General features: G+C 37.9%; 17 protein-coding genes. 2 read left to right on the forward strand and 15 right to left on the reverse strand.

Features of this window, described 5'->3' with window-relative positions; translation table 11 throughout:
- Position 1: 1 nt before the first annotated feature.
- From HY58_RS13790 to HY58_RS13830, 9 genes are all read right to left on the reverse strand, one after another.
- Positions 2-763, reverse strand: a complete 762-nt coding sequence (locus HY58_RS13790; protein WP_039133066.1) for a hypothetical protein — start codon at positions 761-763, stop codon at positions 2-4.
- A 40-nt stretch (positions 764-803) separates the two neighbouring features.
- A complete protein-coding gene (locus HY58_RS18965; protein WP_052324130.1) occupies positions 804-2,033 on the reverse strand; it encodes a hypothetical protein in 1,230 nt (409 codons plus the stop codon).
- Positions 2,030-2,794, reverse strand: a complete 765-nt coding sequence (traN, locus tag HY58_RS13800; protein WP_039133067.1) for a conjugative transposon protein TraN — start codon at positions 2,792-2,794, stop codon at positions 2,030-2,032. Before traN ends, HY58_RS18965 begins: the two co-directional genes overlap by 4 nt.
- Positions 2,795-2,814: 20 nt before the next feature.
- The gene (gene traM / locus HY58_RS13805; RefSeq protein WP_052324132.1) at positions 2,815-4,101 is read right to left on the reverse strand and encodes a conjugative transposon protein TraM; all 1,287 of its coding nucleotides are present in this window, start codon (positions 4,099-4,101) and stop codon (positions 2,815-2,817) included.
- On the reverse strand, positions 4,098-4,589 hold the full coding sequence (locus HY58_RS13810; protein ID WP_156123695.1) for a hypothetical protein: 492 nt from the start codon (positions 4,587-4,589) through the stop codon (positions 4,098-4,100). The genes traM and HY58_RS13810 overlap by 4 nt, the downstream gene beginning before the upstream one ends.
- Positions 4,590-4,596: 7 nt before the next feature.
- Positions 4,597-5,214 (reverse strand): conjugative transposon protein TraK, encoded by a 618-nt coding sequence (gene traK / locus HY58_RS13815; protein ID WP_039133348.1) that lies wholly within the window; start codon positions 5,212-5,214, stop codon positions 4,597-4,599.
- 87 nt (positions 5,215-5,301) lie between these two features.
- Positions 5,302-6,423, reverse strand: coding sequence for a conjugative transposon protein TraJ (gene traJ, locus HY58_RS13820; RefSeq protein WP_253271572.1), 1,122 nt, complete (start codon positions 6,421-6,423; stop codon positions 5,302-5,304).
- Between the two features lie 103 nt (positions 6,424-6,526).
- Positions 6,527-7,153: a hypothetical protein gene (locus HY58_RS13825; protein ID WP_039133075.1), complete on the reverse strand. Its 627-nt coding sequence runs from the start codon at positions 7,151-7,153 to the stop codon at positions 6,527-6,529.
- Positions 7,150-7,791: a hypothetical protein gene (locus tag HY58_RS13830; protein ID WP_039133078.1), complete on the reverse strand. Its 642-nt coding sequence runs from the start codon at positions 7,789-7,791 to the stop codon at positions 7,150-7,152. Before HY58_RS13830 ends, HY58_RS13825 begins: the two co-directional genes overlap by 4 nt.
- 209 nt (positions 7,792-8,000) lie before the next feature.
- On the opposite strand from HY58_RS13830, the gene HY58_RS13835 reads away from it, so the two are divergent.
- Positions 8,001-8,708 (forward strand): DUF6624 domain-containing protein, encoded by a 708-nt coding sequence (locus HY58_RS13835; protein WP_039133081.1) that lies wholly within the window; start codon positions 8,001-8,003, stop codon positions 8,706-8,708.
- Between the two features lie 194 nt (positions 8,709-8,902).
- On the opposite strand, the gene HY58_RS13840 is transcribed toward HY58_RS13835, so the two are convergent.
- Genes HY58_RS13840 through HY58_RS13855 form a run of 4 tightly spaced genes read right to left on the reverse strand, consistent with a single transcriptional unit; the run spans position 8,903 to position 12,738 of the window.
- The gene (locus tag HY58_RS13840) at positions 8,903-9,583 is read right to left on the reverse strand and encodes a hypothetical protein (RefSeq protein WP_039133083.1); all 681 of its coding nucleotides are present in this window, start codon (positions 9,581-9,583) and stop codon (positions 8,903-8,905) included.
- Positions 9,584-9,589: 6 nt separating this feature from the next.
- On the reverse strand, positions 9,590-9,970 hold the full coding sequence (locus HY58_RS13845) for a hypothetical protein (RefSeq protein ID WP_156123696.1): 381 nt from the start codon (positions 9,968-9,970) through the stop codon (positions 9,590-9,592).
- A gap of 4 nt (positions 9,971-9,974) precedes the next feature.
- A complete protein-coding gene (locus HY58_RS13850; protein ID WP_039133089.1) occupies positions 9,975-12,419 on the reverse strand; it encodes a TraG family conjugative transposon ATPase in 2,445 nt (814 codons plus the stop codon).
- On the reverse strand, positions 12,403-12,738 hold the full coding sequence (locus tag HY58_RS13855) for a DUF4133 domain-containing protein (protein ID WP_039133092.1): 336 nt from the start codon (positions 12,736-12,738) through the stop codon (positions 12,403-12,405). The genes HY58_RS13850 and HY58_RS13855 overlap by 17 nt, the downstream gene beginning before the upstream one ends.
- 193 nt (positions 12,739-12,931) lie before the next feature.
- Here HY58_RS13855 and HY58_RS13860 point away from each other — a divergent pair, with 193 nt between their 5' ends.
- Positions 12,932-14,188, forward strand: a complete 1,257-nt coding sequence (locus HY58_RS13860) for an aminotransferase class V-fold PLP-dependent enzyme (RefSeq protein WP_039133095.1) — start codon at positions 12,932-12,934, stop codon at positions 14,186-14,188.
- Positions 14,189-14,472: 284 nt separating this feature from the next.
- Here HY58_RS13860 and HY58_RS13865 read toward each other — a convergent pair whose 3' ends face one another.
- Together HY58_RS13865 and HY58_RS13870 are read right to left on the reverse strand one after the other, a co-directional pair.
- Positions 14,473-19,977 (reverse strand): helicase-related protein, encoded by a 5,505-nt coding sequence (locus HY58_RS13865; RefSeq protein WP_039133097.1) that lies wholly within the window; start codon positions 19,975-19,977, stop codon positions 14,473-14,475.
- On the reverse strand, positions 19,949-20,431 hold the full coding sequence (locus HY58_RS13870; RefSeq protein ID WP_052324133.1) for a DUF1896 family protein: 483 nt from the start codon (positions 20,429-20,431) through the stop codon (positions 19,949-19,951). Before HY58_RS13870 ends, HY58_RS13865 begins: the two co-directional genes overlap by 29 nt.
- Positions 20,432-20,434 lie beyond the last annotated feature (3 nt).

Raw genomic sequence — 20,434 nt, forward strand, 5'->3', positions numbered from 1 at the left:
ATTAATCCTGGTTAGTCTTGTTTCGTTTCCCTTTCAAAGAAGAATTTATCCGGCGTTTCTTTAACAAGCCGCTCCCTGTTGTGCTGTTTGTTTCGTCATTTTCGCTTTCAGAAGTTGAATCTGCTTGTTTCTTTTTCAACTGAAGTTGTTTTTCAAGCCACTTATTTTGCAAAAAGCGATAGGCTTCATCAACAGTTATTCCACTACTATTTTCAGAAAAATAAAACCGCTGACTAATATCTGACTTATTCTTTACGGCGGAAATACTCCCAAAGATTTCATGATATGGAGTTCCAAACCAAAACTTCACTTTAAGTGCAGCTGCAACGGTTTTACCTTTTTCATCCAGTTCAAGTGCGGCTAAACTTTCAACAACAGATTCAACTTTTGCCTCCACTTCCCAGGTTGTTTTATCGTTTGGGTCCAATTTCTTTCTTTCATCAATATTAAATGCAGACATCCAGTTTATGGTTGTCATTTGCTTTTCAAGATCTGCTATGTTAATCCCGGCAATCATTAACTCTTCAAAGATATTTTTCTGTTGTAATGTCACATCATAATACAGCAACATATAAGCATCGCTTTCCCTTTGCCTCTCAAAATAAAACCGGAACTCCAATAGCTCCTTATCCTTTGCTATTTTGTGGTTCAAATAAAAATTATCAGGTTTAAAACAAATCCTTTTCAAGAGCAAACTTCCAAAATTGTCAAACCCTAAAGATTGTAATTGGCTTGCCAATGCCGTTATATTCTGAATATTCATGGTACTGCTGTTGTATATTAAAAAATGGTTTAGGGGTGCACTATGACACTCCTAAACCTTTGCCTTTGCTTTCCCTTTTTTTAGGTAGCAGGCTTTGTCCATTCTTTTTCTCCAGCTTTTCCTTTTCAGTTTTCGTTACTGGCTTCAAATCTTTTTTTTTATCATTTTCCTGGCCTTCCTTTACTTCTTTGCTGCCTTTATCTATTCCAGATTTGTATTGCTCCAGGGATTCTTTAGCCACCATTTTCATATTTGAATCGTATAGTGTTACTTTCTTATACTGTGGATCTGCTTCCATAAACATTTTGTGGCTGCTGCCATCCTTTTCAATGGTTATCGATTGTACATTCCCTTTTTCCAGTGATTGCATCAGCGCCTTAGCTTTATCAGGATCATTTAACTCGGCCACTGCAAATTTTTCTACAGCGGCTTTCAAATCATAGCCATAGTTTTCATGGAATTGTCTTACCTCAAAATTGTTGTTCTTGTCTTTGTTCTCAAAGTCAAGCTGTATCCATGCCTTATATGGTTGACCTTCTTTTGTCACAAGATCTTTGTGAACAGCACGGCCATCCAGCAGATTATAAGCTTCTTTCGCCGTTACCCCTTTACCTTTATTCAGGTAGAATGTTTGCCCATTCTTTTCTCCATTGCTTTTTTCTAATGAAGCATGGTAGTTGTTGAAAAAATACATGTCCGTAGAATCAGATTTACGGAAATTAAGCGTTGCCTCAAATGGCTTCTTGTTAACCTCCGCTTTAAATTGAAGTTGAAATTCTCCTTTACCCTCACTCATGTTTCTTTCCAACTCTGCTTTAAGTGTTTCACCAAAGCCCATGTATTTGATGTTATCGGTCAAATACTGAAGATTTTCATTGTTCATAAAATTTGTTTTTAATTGTTTATCGAATACTGATAATTGTTGTGATTCAAAGTGGTCAATCAATGCATCTGTAAAATCGTTGCCATCTTTGTTGTGCAAACTATTGGCGTCAGGATCAAGATTTAACTGATGGCTTATACATTCGCCGTATGGAATTTGCTCAAGAACGTCTTTAAGGGAATTGAAATGAAGGACGGAGAAATTGTCCCGGTCGCTGATATTAGCCGTAGAAAAGTCATTTGCTTCTTCCTTAGTGTTGAAAAAATGAACATCATCTTTGTCAATAAAGTACAGGCTGTTATTATAAGCCATATAATGCTCACCTTTTGATAAAGCGATAGTCACCAGGTCAAGCACCTCATCAGCTATGGGATGTTCGCTTTTCATTTTAAATCGGGTAATACCCGTGCCTTCATTATATCCTTATTGCGAACTTTCAATAGAAAATGCCTGCCACCATTTTTCTCCATCATTTGAATAGCTAAATACTTTTTATCAGGAATGGTAAACTTTTCAAGTGCCACAACAAATACGGTGTTGTTGCTTCCTTTCACTTTATTATAATTTCCTGTAATGTGCAATGGCTTCTGCTCTGATTCCTGTACAGCGGTTCTTTTACTTCTTTTCTTATCCTTAATGAAAAAACGGAGCAGGTCAATATCATAATCAACAGCGCCTTCATTGTTAATGTATATCTGGTAGTAAATAGTATTCTCCTTGATGTATATGCCTTTTACTCCGGCACTCATATTATACTTTTTGTCTTTTATACCTTTCGTAATCCGTTCATTGTCCAATATGGCATTAGTATAGGAGCTTATTGTAGCGGTTCTGTTCACAGGCAGGTAATAAACCCATACAGCAGGTTTATTATCGTAAGTAACTGTAAAAGCATAAACGCTGCCATCATCTGTTACCACACTCAGGTTTGTTTCAGTAAAATCTCTTGCGGCTGCTTTTACTAATAGAATTTCAGGGGCTTCTTTTACCTGTTGTGCAAGAACTGATGAAGTGCCCCTGTCAACATGTTTAATAGCGAATGGAAATACCAGGCTTGTGGTTTTATCTGTTGTGATATTCAATTTTGTTTGTGCCACAGCAGAAACGAATAACCAACCTGCACAGATCATACACACTAATCGTTTCATTTTATAAAGTTTAAAAGTTATTAATCGGACTCAGTGTTTTTATCTTTCAGCAGTACTTTGTAACCTTCTTTCACCATCACTTTTACCTGTTTTACTTTCCGGCTTATTAAGTTCTTTACCGTGTTAATACCGGCGGCGGCGGCCTGTGCTTTCAACGAAGGATCCAGCGTGGTGAGTTCCATCAACTGTAAACTGTTATCAGCAGAATTTTTAGCGACATCCCTGCTGATCGAACCGGGAATATAAATGCCAGGTAAACCGTCTATGTCGTATAGTTCTAATTTTACGGGGAATAAAATGTTTTTATAGCGGAGAGAAGTTATCTCTACTTCAAGCCTTTCATTATTAAGTGAGGAAGTACCATTTATTGGGTTGCCTTTAGGAATTAAAACTCCATTGATAAAAACATCTGTTGCCAATCTTAGCTGAATAACTGCACCATTTACCAATGTTTGATTACTGTGAACAACCGCTTCAATGGCCAACCCTTCTTCAGTAATTGAGTTATACTTCTCCAAGCCGTAAAATTTATTTACAGTATTGGTTTTGCTTTTATTTGTATCTATCAACGAAACATTTGCCAATACAGGTTGAGTAGTTACAGCATAAACCACCCGTTTATGTTGTAATGATTTTTCTTTCAGTTTTTCCTTTATCCTTTGCGGATGCTGAATATCCAGTATCTTTTCCAATGTACCGTTTAGTTGCTCCATCTCGGGATCGCCGCTATTTGTTTTATTCATTGTGAACAGCATGTTTTCCAGCCTATCTACTTCACCGGAAAATTCTTCATCTTGTTTGTAATTCGTTGCATCAGGGTCTTCATTGACTGATACTTCCGGCTGTTTATTAATTTCCTTTTGCAGCAATGCCAATTTTTGCATTAGCTTTTGTTCGGGATTATTTGAAGTTGCTTCATACGGCGATGAATTGAGCCGCTGGTTGTATTTTGAAGCTGAGTTTTGAGTGAGTACTTCCAATTCGTTGACAGGTAAAAAAGATGTGTCTTCATTTTGTTTGTAATAAGGGTCTGTCCGCATCCACTCTTCCAGCTTGGCTGAATCTTTATCTGCCTTATCATAAAAGCTAAGCTTATCGGTAAGGTTATCATCTTTCATTTTTGCATCCGGAAGATTCAGATTTAAACCCTGTTGCTTTGTTGCAGCTATCTCCTCTTTGCCCTCGCCACCGCCTAAAGCCCAGAATGCCATTGTAAGAAATGGTATTACCAATAGCGGCAACACCAGCATCATTTTTCGTTTACGCAGGAAGGCCTGCGACCTTTGCACATTGCTCATACACTTCATTTTTGTTTTTGTGATAAATAAATTTGCTCCAGCATCTGCACACTGTCCATCAAACCCGGCCGAGATTGCAGGATGCTGTCGTATTCATTCCTTCTTTTTTGTTTCAGACTGTCCATGTAATTCCTGAATTGCTTTACCTCCTGCCAGGTTTCTTCATCTACATAAGCTTCAGGAATTAAATTTTCATCCCCGGTTTTATCAAAATGTTTTGGTACATCCATTTGTTGTATTTCAAAACTGTTTTGCTTTTTGTCAGGACTGATGACACTGTTTGCAATAAGGTAGATACTGTAACCGCCTGCGCCGATGCAGAAAATTATCAGAATGATTTTTAACCTTTTAAAATCTGTTTTCATAAAAAATCTGTTCATCTTTTCGGCAAAGAGTTGTTGTAGTTTAATACCAAGTCCTGCAATCTTTTCAGCTACCTTATCAGAAACAGTTACTTTGTCTACGGTTTCTTTCTCTTTTTGCTTTCCTTTATACAACCACATATTACCGGTTTTGAATATTGATGTCAGTATTCTCCATCGTCCGCCATTTCTCAATCAAAAAACCATGTGAATTATTATCACTACGGGATACGTTCCTTAGATAACCTTCTGTGATAAGACTCCTGGTTACAATTGTGGTGGGACGAATAATTTTCTGTTCACCTTTATATCTGAAATAAAACGGATACACATCTGTATTGATGATGATGCTATCCACCTTAATTTCCTGGCTAATGTTTCCTGATATGAGATTGGAGTAATAACCATTCTCCTTCAGATTATCATACTGTTGCTTTGCTGAAGCGTCAGCCAGGTATAATGCCTTGGTGATATTTGCCTGAATTACTTTGTCATCGGGATCGAGAGTAAAGAAGAAATGATGAAACATTTTTACATGATCTCTTGCTTCCACCGGAATATTGTCTTTTCTATCGGCTGCATAGGCTTCCAATGCTTTGCCATTTGCCAGTATAAAAACCTTGTTCTGTGATTGGGAAGAAAGCTGATAGCTTTTGTAAGCTATAAAAACAGAGATGATGACACAGGCCATTAAAAAAGCAAGGCTAAAGAAACGGATATACCGGAAGGCAGTGTCAATATTTTTAGATTTCTGAAACATCACTCACACATTTTCTAAACACTATATAACCGAAAGCAAATTAAATTCCAATACCACTATATGCTGGGGTAAAGAAAGTAGGCCTACCTAACTCTTTCCACTTAACTTATCCTTCATATATCCACTTCCACCATTGTTACTATTGCCGCCTTTAAAGTAACCATCTGATGCACCTGCATCCGCCATGCTATTAGCAATTTTATTATTGCCACTACCAAGCGCATCTCTTGTCATTGAAGCGCCTCCTGAAGCAACAGTACGAGTGGAAGTGCTCATCATATTAGTTACCTTATAAAGCAATGTATTACCACCCCCGGCATGAATAATATAATTGGCAACAGATGGAACAGTGAAATAGCCAATGATTCCTATAATCATAAAAATGAGATAGGCAGTATCCGTTGAGCTAAAGAAAGTATCGCCGTTGGTTGCTATCTGCTGTAGATCTTCTTTCAGCATATTTTCCTGGATTTTACCCATAATGCCGCCGAAAATATTAGCAACAGGCAACCACAGGAAGATGTTGAGATAGCGGGCAATCCAAACTGTGAGTGTATGTTGAAAGCCATCGAACACGGCAATGCCAAATACCAATGGTCCCAAAATGGCCAGAACAATCAAATAAAATGTGCGAATGGTGTTAATGCAAAGTGCTGCCGCCTCAAAGAGAACTTTCAATACTTCAGCCATCCATTGCTTAATGGAATTTCTAAAATTGTAAGAGAATTTTGCAAACGCAAATTTGATATCATTCCCTATGCTTTTTATCCAACCTTCGCTTTTATCTCCATAGTGATATTTGTACCATTTATCCCTGTCGCCAGATCCATTTGTACCCACATACATTTGCCAGTAAGCAGTTTTCTTGATCGCTTCTTCTTTCATCTTCAAGAGCTGAGCTACGGCTTTATCCGAATCTGTTACCATTGCTGCTGTAGAAGTTACAGTTGGCTTCATCACACCATTAATCATAGCAATGACAGAAGGGAATATTAATACGGCAAAGCCTAATACAAAGGGACGAAACAAAGGATAAAAATCTACAGGCTCAGCCCGTGCAATATGCCCCCACACCCTTGAAGCAATATACCAGGTGGCGGCAAAGCCTGCGATACCACGACCAACACCAATCAAACGGCTACACAGCGGCATCATATCATCATATAATTTTTCGAGCACTTCATGCAAGCTGTGGATTCTATTGGCCATGCCCTGGGCTTCTGCAAAATGAGGAATAAGCAATACAGCGATTGCAATGCAAATTATTCTTACACACAATTTCATACTCACGACTTTATAAGTGGAATAAATTTTATTTCTTCAATCCGTATAGTCTTCGGGACATTTCAATCTGCGCCTGCTCTGATTTTCTTTGCAGCGAAAGCACAGTGGTATTATTAGTAAAATCTTTTAGAAAAGAATACTGTTCTTCCACAGACAGGTAAATTTTATCAACAGCCTGCAACCGTTCATCGTCACTCATTCGTAGTTTACCTGATGTAATGACCATCGAAAGTTCGTCCAGGCTTTTTAAACTCTCATTAAACAGGTTGCTATACACTTTACCGAGGTAATCAATTTCTTCAGCAGTAAATTGCTTTTCCTCTTTAAACCGGTTAAAGGCAAGTTTATATTCTTTAGCTATCCGAAGTTGATAGCTGATGATATCTGCAATCCGTTTATATTTTTTAACTGCTGGACTTACCTGCATCAAGCCATCTAAGAAAGTTTTATGGATATTAAAATTTCCTTCCGATATGTTTTTAACAGCAGTATATCCTTTATTCAGAAGTTTATACCCATTATACATATTCTGCAAAATCTTTTTAAACTGCGCCAGCTTTTCAATATTAAGCAACAGTTGTTGCACTTCGTCGCTTTGTGCTTTGAGTTGGAAACTCATGCCGCACATAATCGAAATCACAATTAGCTTTTTCATTTTACTCCATTTATTATTTTAGAACGATTGATTTCCATCTGCTCTCCCAAACGTTGTACAGCCAGCAAACCCATATCTTCACTAAAGGAGCAGGCAAATGAATATTTATCTTGTACATCCGCATATAACCCGTCAATCCGTTTCAGCCTTTCATCATCCTTCATTTCCAATTCACCTGATGTTGTAACCAGTATTAATTCTTCCATTGTTTTTATACATTCATCCAAAAGGGTATCAAATACCTGTTTGCAATAATCCAGTTCAGCTTCAGTAAATTGTTTTGTTTCCCTGATTTGCTGAAGAACAAGTTTTGTTTGTTTGATAATTTTTACCTGGTAAGCAATTATATCCGGCACTTTAGCATACCGGCGGATTGCAGGATTTACATTTTTGAGCCGGTTAAAGAAATCCCGGTGCAGGTTGAGATCTCCATTTTTTATGTTACGAATCGTATTAATCCCACCGGTTACAATGTTGTAGCCTTTTTTGGCATAGCCGAGATAAACTTGTAAAGCTGCAATTTGCTGCAACAGGTATTTCTTTTGTGTAGAGCTTTGATTGAGCCATTCATCTGTAGTCTGGGCTTTTGATGAAGCAGCAAGCAGATGAACTAGTAAAATCATTAATATTTTTTCCATGTGACACATATTACTATTCTGACTAAAAGAATAATAGATGAACCAAAAATCTTTCCAAATGAGTATTTTAAATGGTAAGGCAGATGGTACAACCTATCCGCTAACAGGTTGACTTTACAGCAGACTTGTTCAAATAAATAATGATAATAATCTTATATTTGAATATAGTATTACTTCATGCGGAGAATTAGGTTTAATTCGAATTTAACATGATGCGATTTGTTCTCTCTTCTCTATTACTTATTATTCAGTCGCTAGCAACAAATGCACAGACTCGGCTCAACATTCCTTTAAAAAAAGAGCTGGATAGTCTGCAAATTCTTGATCAGAAATATCGACAAGCCTTGATTGCAAACATGAGAGGTAAAGGAGACTCCCTTGCTATAGTTTACCGCATTAAAAAAGAAGATTTAAACGATTACTTATGGAAACTACAAGGAGAACTTGATTCACTGAATACTTTTAGAGTCGAAGAAATTATTAATAAATACGGTTATCCAGGTATTTCATTGGTTGGAAAGCCAACAAATGAAGTCGCTTTTTATATCATTCAACATTCAAGAGTGATAGACAAATATCTACCAGTTCTTAGAGAAGCGGCTGAGAGCAACGAGCTTCGTTTCGAACTTTATGCAATAATGCTTGACCGGTCGTTAATGTTTCAGGACAAGGAGCAAGTTTACGGAACGCAGGGATCAGGGATAGATGTAAAGAATACTAAAACAGGTATCTGGGAGAATTTGACATTCATTTGGCCTATAAAAGACCCCTTAGCCGTAAACGAAAGAAGAAAAGCCGCAGGTTTCACTCAGACAGTTGAAGAAGGCGCAAAAAATCTGGGTATCAAATACAAGGTTTTTACTTTAGAGGAAATAATTAAGTTACGAAATGAAGTACTACAAGCAGACAAGAACTGACTTGTCTGGATGTTTGTCATCAATAAAACTAGACGTTTCAGCATTTGGCAAAAAATGCTATCATAATTTGTTTAGCCAGAAATAATACTAATCATCAATTATTTTTATTGGCTACATTGATAGCTGGACTTTAGAAAATGCTATACCGAACTCCATCAATAATGAATTACTAACGTGAGATAAGTATAAAAATCTCATTTCGAAATTCCATACAACCGTCTAACATATTCAATCTCACCTCGTTCGCTTGCTCGTTGAATGCTCAACATTTTATTCTGATTATTGAAGTCTTTCAAATCAACATATTGCTGCTCAAGATTATCGGAAACAGTATTAATAATTTCCAGACGCTTTGCGTCAGTCATTTGTGTTGCGAAAGCATTCACCACTAAAAATAACTGGTCAATGCTTTTCAGGCTTTCATCCATCATGCCTGAGTAGATGTTGTACATATAATCCAGTTCCTCTGATGTAAAATTTTTATCCTGCCTGAATAAAGCCCAGGCGCCCTTGTATTCATTTACCATTAGCACCTGCCGTTCAATAATATCTTTCACCCGGCTATAATAAGCCAGGGCAGCTTTTACTTTCCATAGTTCCTGAAAATAGTCATCATACAGCTTTCGCTGTTTTTCCACCCAGTCTTTAATCTCATTCAGCTTTAGCTGGCTCATTTTATTCTCCAGTGTTTTTTGGGCGTTTTGCAGCCAAATTGTTTTATTCTGCAAACGTTGCATCTGCAGATCGATTGCTTTGATTACTTTTTTAACTGCTGCTTTGATAATTTCAGTAATTGGGTCCTGCGCTTTGGTTTCCTGTATTGGCAAAAACATACAGCACATACTCAATCCCACAACTGCCAATATTCTTTTCATATACTATTATTTTATTTTTTTAAACTTATTCGTTCCATTAAATAGGATTTTTTCTTTTACATCAAAAGAGTAATGATCTAAGGTTTCCGCTTCTTCCAGCAATCTTGTTTCTGCATTGTAAATTCCTGATGTTTCTTTCACTTTATATTCAGGAACATTGGCTTCGCCTTCTACCTGCCTGATATAATGCCAGCGGTTTTGAATTTTGAATTCCTTTGCTGCAGGATTTTGGATAGTGATAACAAGGGTGTCAAATTCCTTCCCGAATTCGTTTTGCCCGGTTCTAACATAAGTGCCGGGAATGAATTCGATGATTTCATCCTTGCTGCTGGTGTTGCAGCCATAGATAATTACTGTTGCAAAGAGGATAAGCATTGCTGTTTTCATACTATCAGTTTTTAGAGTGAATAATCTCATCTGCTAAAGCCTTAATCCCTTTTTCAATATCCCCGCCAAACTTTGCAGCATAAGCCTGTACTTTCACTTTTTCCTTTTCCTCTGTTGTATAAGCCAGGTACTCTTCCGGCGATACTTCTGTACGATAAACTTTGCTCAACACCCCACCAAGAGAAATAAAGACCTCTTTATATTTTTTTGTCGGATCATTGGACTTGTTGATTGATAAAACCAATGCCTTTTCTTTTTCCGTTAGCCCAAGCAATTCCTGTATCTGGTCAAATTTGTTTTGATACTTGCTTTGGTCTAACAATATCTTGCAATCACTGTTGTTGATAATCGCCTGCTTTACCACCGGCGATGAGATAATATCTTCCACCTCCTGAGTCACTACAATAGCTTCACCAAAGAATTTTCTTACTGTTTTAAATAAATACTTGATGTATTCCGCCATTCCTTCTTTAGCAATTGCTTTCCATGCTTCTTCAATCAGGATCATTTTGCGAATACCTTTCAGCTTTCTCATTTTGGAAATAAAAACTTCCATAATAATGATGGTTACAACAGGGAACAGAATTGGATGATCCTTGATATTATCCAGTTCAAATACAATGAACCGTTGCTGTAATAAATCCAGGTTTTCCTTTGCGTTTAACAGGTAATCAAATTCACCACCTTTATAATATGGTCTTAGCACATACAGAAAGTTGGATACATCAAAATCTTTATCCTTCACATTATCACCCTTCAGCACATCTACAAAATCATCTTTCAGAAAATCATAAAAACTATCAAAGCAGGGAAAGATGCTTTTATTATTTTCAACTTTCTCAAAATATAATTGCAGTGCATTCGAAAGTGCCACATATTCACTTCGATTAAAAGTTTCATTATCTTTTTTCCATAGTGCCAGTAAAAGTGTCTTGATACTTTCCTTCTTCTCCGTATCCAGCATATCACCTTCACCTATGTAAAAAGGGTTAAACTTAATTGGTTTGGTTTCAGAATAGGTGAAGTAGTAGCCTTTCACCATATCGCACAGGCCCTTGTAACTATGACCCACATCCACCAGCACAATATGTGTGCCTTTTTCATAGTAACTCCTTACCATGTGGTTGGTAAAGAAAGATTTTCCGCTGCCGGATGGCCCCAAAATGAATTTATTCCTGTTGGTGCAAATCCCTTTATCCATTGGTTCATCCGAAATATCTACATGAATAGGTTTACCTGAAAGACGGTCGCCCAAACGGATGCCGATTGGACTTACAGAGGAACGGTAGTTGGTTTCAAGATTGAAAAAACAACAAGCCTGCGGACTGAATGTGTCGAATGTATCATTCATAGGAAAGTCTGCGGCATTTCCGGGAATGCCTGCCCAAAATATTTGAGCGGAACCCTCGGTTTCTAATTTGGGTGTAGCATCCATTTGCGTAAGTGCCGACGAACAGAGATTACGAATGTTCTTTAAGTCATCCCTGTTGTCTGTCCATGCCAGAATATTAAAATGAGCTTTAACCGGAAGCCGTTGTTCACTAATGGCTTCATTCAGAAAATCATCCGTGGCTTGTTTGCTTATAGCATTTTCCCTGCTGTACGCAGAAAGTGATTGAAGTCGCAGTCTTTTACTTTCCAGTTTCTGCATTGTTTTCTGTACATCTTCTATAAATACATATTGGTTGTAGATATGATTGCAGGAAAGCAACTGACCAATTGGCGATGCAAAGCCCACGCTGAATTTTGTTTTATCAGTGGAGTATTTATCATAGTTTATTCTTGAACCACATAACGCAGGTACAAACTCCGCATCTGCCATTGTAAAAAGCTGGCAATGGTTTTCGCCAATCTTCCATTCAGGTTTAAATTCAATATCCCGGAGAATACCTCCATCATTACCGAGATTTAGATAATGAAGAACAAAATCAGCCAGCAACTCATTCGGAAGCATTTTCATGGATACAAAGCCACTGTCAGATAGTATCTTTTGAAACTGACCCACATGATTCATGAAATCATGAAAATATTTTGGCTGCAATGTTTCTTCCGGTACAATTGTTCTGCGGAGCAGGCTGCTAAAAATGGAAGAACCTAGTTTTCGGTTTGCCGGTTTTTTTGTAAGCATGATATAGCAGTGATGGTCCAAATAAGGTCGTTCATTAAAGAACCGGTCGCTGTTTCTGGTAAGAAAACTATTGTCTTCCTGAATAAACGAAGGCTTATACTTTCCCTCAGTGAACCAATCCTGTTTATGCAATACACTATTCACTGGTAAAACCTTTATAGCTTTTATCCATGCATGGTGAAAGGCTTCGTATTCGTCATTGCTCATTGTAAATAGTTCTGGTAATTGCACATCAAATACAACTGTCACATCACCCATTTTTGAAAGGATGGCGTTATTTTCAATAGAATAAACCGGCAGTATCTCATTCAGATTTTTCATTCAGCAACATCTTTTTCAGTTTCATTTTTGAATAACTCTTTATCACATCCGGCACTGAACGGCGGGCAATCTTTTTCATCATGCCATATTCGCCGTAAGTCCGGCTCAGTTTATAGATACGCATAAATAAGGCGGTAGTAAGTGCAGCAATGAACGGCAGACAAAAGAAGATACCCAGGCCGCTGATATAGAGTATTGCAAAAAGTATCAGCAACACTACTAAGCCGCCGCCCAGGTACCAGATATATTGAGCTTTGAGCCCTTTGAACTCAATGCTGCGGTTGATGCCTTTGTTGATTTGATAGACGGAAGAAGACATACTTTCTGATGTTGCAAATTGTTCACCAAAAGTCAATTGGAGTGGGTAAAAGGGGTAGGACTAACAAACGAGAAGGTATTTCGTAAATCATTCCGTACTCAGGCTATTTGCGAAAGTTTTATCTTCAAGATTCGGAAATACAATAGTTGGGCGCAATTGGTTCTAAAATATCGTACGTTATAAAATTTACTAAATGGCAGTTACGAAGTCTGACAAATACAATAGAAAAAAATTCTTAGCCACTTTGGGGTCTGCTGCTGCCACTGGGGTTTTGATTAACACAATTCCTTTTTTGTCTGCCCAGGCTCAAATCAAATCACTTAGCCGCAGTCAAGCTGACGGAGAATATCTTTTTGCTGAAGGGCTAACTTATATGAATACCGGCACACTTGGTCCCTGCCGTAGAGAAACGATCAATGAATCGCTGAAGATGTGGCAAGAATTGGAGTCCTTTCCTTTGAAGTTTTATGGAAAAAACGGTGCTGAATTATTAGCTGAAAAGACGAGAGGAATTGCAGCAGGATTTCTTGGTTGTAATATTAACGAAATGCTGATCACCAACAGTACTACCAGTGGAATGAATGCCATTGCACAAGGGTTAAGACTAAAAGCGGGAGACCGCATTCTCACTACAGACCAGGAACATGGTGGAGGATTATTGTGCTGGAATTATTTTGCCAAGTATTACGGAGTTATAGTTGATAAGATAAATATTCCGCCGGGTGAAAATAATCGTGAGTTAATATTGAAAAGAGTAAAAGATAATCTCAAGAAAAAAACAAAACTCATCAGTGTCAGTCATGTTTTTTCGTCAACAGGACTTCGAATGCCTATTGCCGAAATTTCGTCATTAGCAAGAAACAATGGAACTCTATGTATTGTGGATGGTGCGCAGGCAGCGGGAGCTATCGGCGTGAAATTAAAAGATCTGGGATGTCATGCCTACGCTACTAGCGGCCATAAATGGTTGATGGGTCCGAAAGGAACAGGACTATTATATCTCTCAAAAGAAGCGCAGGATATAATTCGTCCGATGCAATTCGAGGAATCTTATAATACTTATAATGATAGTAATGGTGTAGTGAATCTGGCTTGTATTTTAGGATTGGGAAAAGCAATCGAATATCTTAATTCAGTTGGCATCGATAAAATTGAACAATATAATTTGTTGTTAAGGGGTCGCCTGTACGAAAAACTGAAAGATTTAAAAAATGCAACTATTCTAAGTCCTTCTGGAGGACCCCTTGCTTCCCCAATGCTTACGTTACTACTGCCGGACCGTTTTGATAAAGCTACATTTGTAAAAATGCTTCTCGACAAGTATAAGTTAAGCATCCGTCCAACACATAAAGAATTTGGGTTTAACGGAATTAGGTTTTCCATCCATGTTTTCAATAATGAAAAGCAAATTGATTTTGCAGTTGAAGTGTTAAACAAAGAGTTAGCGTAATAAACTCATAACTGCGCCCAACATTACATTGGCAATATGGCGGGGGGACGCAAAAGCAATCGGCTATAAATCGCTAATCGGCTCTTGTTCCATCGTGACCAGTTCTATTGAGCGACAAAACAATAAATGAACAATTGTACATTTATTCTGCATTTGGCTCCGGACTGGACGTTCATTGAATGCCGCCCCATCGCCAATGCTTTAACGTTAGTGGTAATTCTTGCAGACCACAACATTAACAAAATATGGCGGAGCCGAAAAGTCTATGGGTAGGACTACATCCATCAAATCCGTATCCCTCTTGTTTTAACATCATCTTGTTTTTTCTTTGGCAAAAGACTCTTAGTGTTTTGGGATATGCCAGGCTCCATTTTTACTACCGGTGCTTCGATAGTTATTTCAGCAGCCTCATGCTGTTTCATCTGACTCTCCTGTATCTTCAGCGTAATCTCCCTTTCTAATCTTGATACATCCTTTTTTAATTGTGCCAGTTCATCATCTTTTTCAAAAGGCTTTGACACTAATTTTTCCAGCATGGGTATATTTTGTTCCAGCTCATTCAAAATCTTTTGATATTTCTCTTTCAGGCTTTCTACCCGGTCAATAGAATTTAGAAAATAGCGGGCCGCCAGTTTTGGATTATCAATATTAATATGGCCCTGGTTCCAGGAGTATTTTATGCCAGTTTGTTTACTTTCTGCATAGAACACATTACTGTATTTATACTCAAACAGTCCTTTATCTTCATAAGTTTCTTTCTGTCTGCGAATGTATAAGTCGAAATTAAAGAGATTTCCGATTTTCTTGTATTCGTCTTCACCAATCTGTGGCTTCCATCCGGTATAAAGCCCGATAAGATGTGCGCCGATAATTTCTGCATCAGCATTGTTCAATCCCTCTATCTTAATTGGATTGAATTTTATTCCTTCTTTATCATAAGTCAATTGACCCCTATAATATTTTTCATCAACCAAAAGTTTGTTAAGCGTTTGAATAACCTTTCCTTTTTCCTCTTGTAAATTTTCCAGCTTGAATCTCGAACGAAATACCTCTTTGTGATGGGCATTTCGAAGACTTTCTAATACCGCTATCTTCTTTTCCATCTTTGATTTCTCCAGCAACGTAGTATCACCTGAAAGAATGGCGATATATTCGGAGAAATTCATACCACTCTTTTCATCAATACTTCCTTCATCAATTGTTCTCACATTCAGTTCGCAGTTCTTCATCTGGCTGATGAAGGTTTGCTTATTCTTCAAAAGATTGAATTTATAGTTGTCGAGAGATTGTTCAACTGCATAAATAAAATTCTTCACCTTATTATTGTAAAACTCTTTGGCAATAATATTTCCCTGTCTTGCACCACGACCATCTCTTTGCTCCAGTTCAGAAGGTTTCCATGGAATATCGAGGTGATGCATAGCTACTACTTTGGCCTGTACATTTAATCCTGTTCCGGCTTTTTCCGTACTGCCCAACAGAATTCGAATGTCGCCGTTATTCATCTTACGAAACAGTTCTGGCTTTTGCTTATCTGTCCAATCATGTATGAAGGTGATATGGTGAGAAGAAATATTAAAATCACTGATAAGTTTTTCTTTCAGTGCATCATAAATATTAAACTGATCCGGTTTAGGTGTACCAATATCACTGAATATGATTTGTGTTCCCTTTTGCTCTTTGCTCAGTTCATACATCTCGGCTACTTTTCTTGCACAAACATTTACTTTATTGTTTGGATGATCACCGTATTTACCGGAATCTATCAGTCGCATATCGGCCGCCATCTTTTTGGCGTAGTTCGTTGCAATCAGCATACGACCTTTATCTTCTTCATCTGTCAGTCTTGGCCTCCCAATTAATTCACCATCTCCGGTTTTGGCAAATTGCATCAGTCGTTTTGTAAATTCCTGTTGTTGTGGGGTTGGTGGTATATTGATTAACTGTTCATCAATTTCAGGTTTATCCAAATTAATATGCCTGGCTGTTTTATAATCAGTAATCTCATTATAGAACAATGCCAGTTCGGGAACTTTTATAAAATGGCGGAACCTTTCTTTCGCAATAATTTCATTTGTTACAGAAAATTCAAAGTCGGTTGTTTTCTTTGCAAATACAGCAGCCCAGGCATCAAAATTTTCAATCCGTTGCCGTTCCATTTCCTTTGGACGCAAATACTTAAAGAGCAGGTACATTTCTGTAAGGCTGTTACTGATAGGTGTACCTGATAAAAAGGTTACGCATAAATCACTATTGAACCTTGTTTGCAGTTCCCTAACAGCAAACAACATATTCAGTGCTTTCTGACTTCCTTCTTTATTTCCCAGCCCAGCAACTCTATCATGTCGTGTAGTGTAAGTAAGATTTTTATACTTGTGGGCCTCATCTAAAAACAAATGATCAACTCCGAGTTCCCGGAAGTTGATCCCTGCATCTTTCTTTTCTTCTATATTTTTTCTTAACTCCTGCAGTTTTACAGCAAGATTTGTTTTTCGTATCTCCAGTCCCTTCAACATACGACGGGAAATTTCACCACCCATTTCCTTCAGTGTATGTAAATCTCTCTCAACATTATCCAGCTCTGTCTCAAAAATCTGTTTTTGTATTTCAGGGCTTTGAGGAATTTTTCCGAATTGGTCATGAGTGAGAATAATGCAGTCCCAATTATTATTTTTTATTTCATGAAATAGCCGTAATCTCTTAGCAGGGGTAAAATCATTTTCGTCTGGTGCCAATATTCTTGCATTGGGGTATGCTTTTCTGTACGTTTCTGCTATCTGCCGCACATTAGCTTTAAGTGCAAGTATCATTGGCTTGTTTACAATCTTCAGTCGTTTCATTTCATGTGAAGCAACCACCATCGTCAATGTTTTTCCCAAGCCCACTTCATGGTCAATCAATGCGCCACGATTTTGCACAATACGCCAAACGGAGTTTTTTTGTGAACTATACAAATCATCAATACTTAACCTTCTCTTGTCAAGACCTGGAAATTGTAAATGGCTGCCATCATATTCTCTCAACACATAACAATTGAATGTATCGTTATACAAGGTCTCTAATTCCTTTTTGTCATTTGCTGGCAACTCTTTTAACCACTCAATAAAGCCATTTCGGATAGATTCTATTTTCTGATGTGCCAACTGAATGGCTTCATTATCCGGCACCCGGATGGTTTTATCACCCAAATCAACTTCGTAAGTGTAGAACGGTGTGGTATTTTCCAACGCATGTTCTAACAGCAAAGCTCCATAAGTAGTTTTACCACTCTTGGTAGTTACTGCATACTCCTGGTTGGTTTTTGCATTACTGCTAATTGGTTTTACTTTAAAAGAATCTACAGAAGGAAAATAACTGACATCGGTGTGCATCTCAAAAAGATGAGAAGCAAAGCTGTTATAGTAGCTTTCCGGTATCCATCTTTCGCCAAGGTTAAAATCGAGTAATTCAAAAGGTATTATTTCGGGCTGCACCTTTTGTAAAGCGGTAAGGCTTTTCAGTATTTGCAGATTGTCTGGATTCTTCTCTGCTGCTTCAGAAGCAACCCTTAATTTATTCACCACATTACCGCTTAAAAACTGGTCGGCTGTTTCCCATTCATTGTTAGCAGGGTTAATGTAAATATGATTGCCTAAGGCACTTATGGTTTCAGGTTCCGAACTATCTGTGGCTGCAGCAACAAACTCTATATCCACCTTGCCTTTATCATTCAGGCTTTTCGCCAGGGCTTCTAAAGGGTTGTCGGTTGTATAGACTTCCTGTTTCGGCAATAATGATTGTGTGAGAATATCAGCCTTTACGAATTGTTCGCCGTCTTTTCGTTCGAGAGAAGAAAGCATGGGTAATCCAAATGCTTCATCTTTTAGAATGCGTTGCCTGTTGGCAGGTGAATTCAAAAGACCAAAGCCTTTAATCAATGCTTCATAAGCTTCATTCAAATCTTTTCTCGCATTCTCATCTGCAGCAGTTCCTGTATTTTCTTTTTCGGAAAGTGCCAGGTACATATCTCTTATGGTGCTGTATTGCTGATAAAACCCCAGGTCTTTCTTATCATGCAGGCTGGGCATAAAGACCGGTTTATCATCATCCGATGCTGTATAGGAAACAAAGCCAACACGGTTGTTATATACAATCAGCGTTCCTTCTTTGTAAAAAGGATTAGCGTTATGTAATGTATCCAGTTTATCATCGTCTCCCAACGAAACATGAAACACAGTCTCACCATCGTTGTAAAACTGTTGGTTATATTTTTTGAGTGTATTGGTTAAGCCTGTCAATTCATGTTGGAGTAGGCCAGCATTCATCCAGTTAGCTGAAAACTGTAATTCTTCGGCGTTAGAGTAAAGCTTATAGACATATTGTTTGAATGCGGTTGATTTGGCCGTCATCAAAACAATTAATTCATGCTCTGGCTTGTCAACTGGCCGGATGATGTTTAAAATTCTGGCTGTTTTTTTATCAACCACTGTCGAATCAAGAGGATTGATATAGGCGTTAGCCCTGTTGATACTTGTAGCAGACCCACTATCAAACAAACCCAACTGCACCGAACTGTTATCCGGCTTATTGTCGGGCATAGCTGTATAAGTGAGTTGTCTTCCTTTTGTCTTATCAATCTGTTTTATTTGCCTGTTGAAATGATCGGCATTAAATCTTTTGTCAATCCCTTTGCTGATTGAATCGGCAAGCTTTGGCACTATGAGTTTAATGTTTCCGGTTTGCCACACCGTTTCATGCGCCTTGCCATATTGGTCCTTACCAGGTTTAATTTGGTTGCCAAGAATTATTTCAGGATGAAGAACGACGTATTGATTGAGAGAGTAATTACCAAATTCATTTCCCTGATCAACTGATTTTATCAGTTGCTGTTCTTCTTCTGTTAAAGATTGTTTGTTTTGATTTTTTTGCACAATCAGCAAATGACTGGAAGCTTCTGTATTACCTGTATCCTTCATCAGGTTATCCGGCATTACATTCAGGCTGACAAAATCGGAATTGCTGAATAAATATTCTCTTGCTGATTGATTAGACGGACTATTTAAAAAGGAATCCGTGCTGATGTATGCCATCAGCCCGCCATCCTTTAATTTATCAAGTCCTTTTGCAAAGAAATAGTTATGTATTTTATCTGTTAGTCCTCTGTCATTTATCGCATCATCATGCACTTTAAAATTCCCGAAGGGAATATTGCTCACAATTAAATCATACTGCCCATTCTCTGAAGAAGCCGTTTCTTCAAAGCCTTTTATCTCAATGGTGGTGGGAACAGATAAAGAACTACTTAATGCAGTTAATACTTTACCTGTTATAAGATCTTTCTCAACTGCGGTGATTGTTTTCAATGATGGAAATGTTGCTGCGGCCTCGGTTACAAACACACCGGCACCAGCGCTGGGTTCATACATTGCAGTTGGCTCAATACCTCTTTCTTTTAATATGCTAAACAACGTTTGAGGAATGAAGCCGGGTGTATAAAAAGCTGTAAGAATGCTATTGCGGATAGAATCAATTGCATCTTTATATTCTTTGTCTGTAAGTTTTTGCTGCAACAGATCATGCAGCTCCATTATCTGCGGATGAAGTTTTAAATCTTCCTTCGATGCATTTAGCTTCTTCCATTCTTCTTTAACAGCTTTTGGAAACAGAACAGCTTTCAATCCACCAAAACCGGAATACCTCTTTAATGCAGAAATCTGGTCAGAAGACAACACCATTCCTTCTGACCAGTTCAAAGAAATCCGAATAGCTTCGATATTGTCTTTAAGTTTCTGCAGACTGTTGTAACTCATTGCTCACAGTTTCATTCACACGGTTACTTTCCAGGTATTCACTTACTGCACCGGTTATGGCATAGCGGATAAATTGGTTATCCTCGTTTTCCTCTGTGAATCGTAAATCATCAAAAATGGAATTGCAGTAGTTAATCATATTGATAATCTCATGCTGAATCAATCCTGATTGAAGAAGCTGTTCATAATCTCTTTCAAATTCCGTTTCCAGAATGTTCAGGATGTAATTGTACCGTGAAGGCCGCAAGTCCCTCGTCATTTCATTCAGGCATGTTTCCTCAATGATATAATCAGGTTGTTTGTCATTTTTTAACTGCTGGATTAATGGCTCTGCGCTGTATGCTTTATCGTATAGCCAGGATCTTAGTTTATCTTCTGCCTCCAATGCAAAAAGTATATCCGGGTTATTATCCCTGATATACTCTAATAATTTGCCGATTAAAATTTCTTTCATATG

Origin of the sequence: Flavihumibacter sp. ZG627 (assembly GCF_000814325.1) — a bacterium.
Taxonomy (GTDB): domain Bacteria; phylum Bacteroidota; class Bacteroidia; order Chitinophagales; family Chitinophagaceae; genus Flavihumibacter.

What these genes read in the sequence shown, in the direction of transcription:
- HY58_RS13790 (WP_039133066.1), bottom strand. Translation starts at nt 763, where the DNA reads ATGAATATTCAGAATATAACGGCATTGGCAAGCCAATTACAATCTTTA.
- HY58_RS18965 (WP_052324130.1), bottom strand. Translation starts at nt 2,033, where the DNA reads ATGAAAAGCGAACATCCCATAGCTGATGAGGTGCTTGACCTGGTGACT.
- traN (WP_039133067.1), bottom strand. Translation starts at nt 2,794, where the DNA reads ATGAAACGATTAGTGTGTATGATCTGTGCAGGTTGGTTATTCGTTTCT.
- traM (WP_052324132.1), bottom strand. Translation starts at nt 4,101, where the DNA reads ATGAAGTGTATGAGCAATGTGCAAAGGTCGCAGGCCTTCCTGCGTAAA.
- traK (WP_039133348.1), bottom strand. Translation starts at nt 5,214, where the DNA reads ATGTTTCAGAAATCTAAAAATATTGACACTGCCTTCCGGTATATCCGT.
- traJ (WP_253271572.1), bottom strand. Translation starts at nt 6,423, where the DNA reads ATGGCCAATAGAATCCACAGCTTGCATGAAGTGCTCGAAAAATTATAT.
- HY58_RS13825 (WP_039133075.1), bottom strand. Translation starts at nt 7,153, where the DNA reads ATGAAAAAGCTAATTGTGATTTCGATTATGTGCGGCATGAGTTTCCAA.
- HY58_RS13830 (WP_039133078.1), bottom strand. Translation starts at nt 7,791, where the DNA reads ATGGAAAAAATATTAATGATTTTACTAGTTCATCTGCTTGCTGCTTCA.
- HY58_RS13835 (WP_039133081.1), top strand. Translation starts at nt 8,001, where the DNA reads ATGATGCGATTTGTTCTCTCTTCTCTATTACTTATTATTCAGTCGCTA.
- HY58_RS13840 (WP_039133083.1), bottom strand. Translation starts at nt 9,583, where the DNA reads ATGAAAAGAATATTGGCAGTTGTGGGATTGAGTATGTGCTGTATGTTT.
- HY58_RS13845 (WP_156123696.1), bottom strand. Translation starts at nt 9,970, where the DNA reads ATGAAAACAGCAATGCTTATCCTCTTTGCAACAGTAATTATCTATGGC.
- HY58_RS13850 (WP_039133089.1), bottom strand. Translation starts at nt 12,419, where the DNA reads ATGAAAAATCTGAATGAGATACTGCCGGTTTATTCTATTGAAAATAAC.
- HY58_RS13855 (WP_039133092.1), bottom strand. Translation starts at nt 12,738, where the DNA reads ATGTCTTCTTCCGTCTATCAAATCAACAAAGGCATCAACCGCAGCATT.
- HY58_RS13860 (WP_039133095.1), top strand. Translation starts at nt 12,932, where the DNA reads ATGGCAGTTACGAAGTCTGACAAATACAATAGAAAAAAATTCTTAGCC.
- HY58_RS13865 (WP_039133097.1), bottom strand. Translation starts at nt 19,977, where the DNA reads ATGAGTTACAACAGTCTGCAGAAACTTAAAGACAATATCGAAGCTATT.
- HY58_RS13870 (WP_052324133.1), bottom strand. Translation starts at nt 20,431, where the DNA reads ATGAAAGAAATTTTAATCGGCAAATTATTAGAGTATATCAGGGATAAT.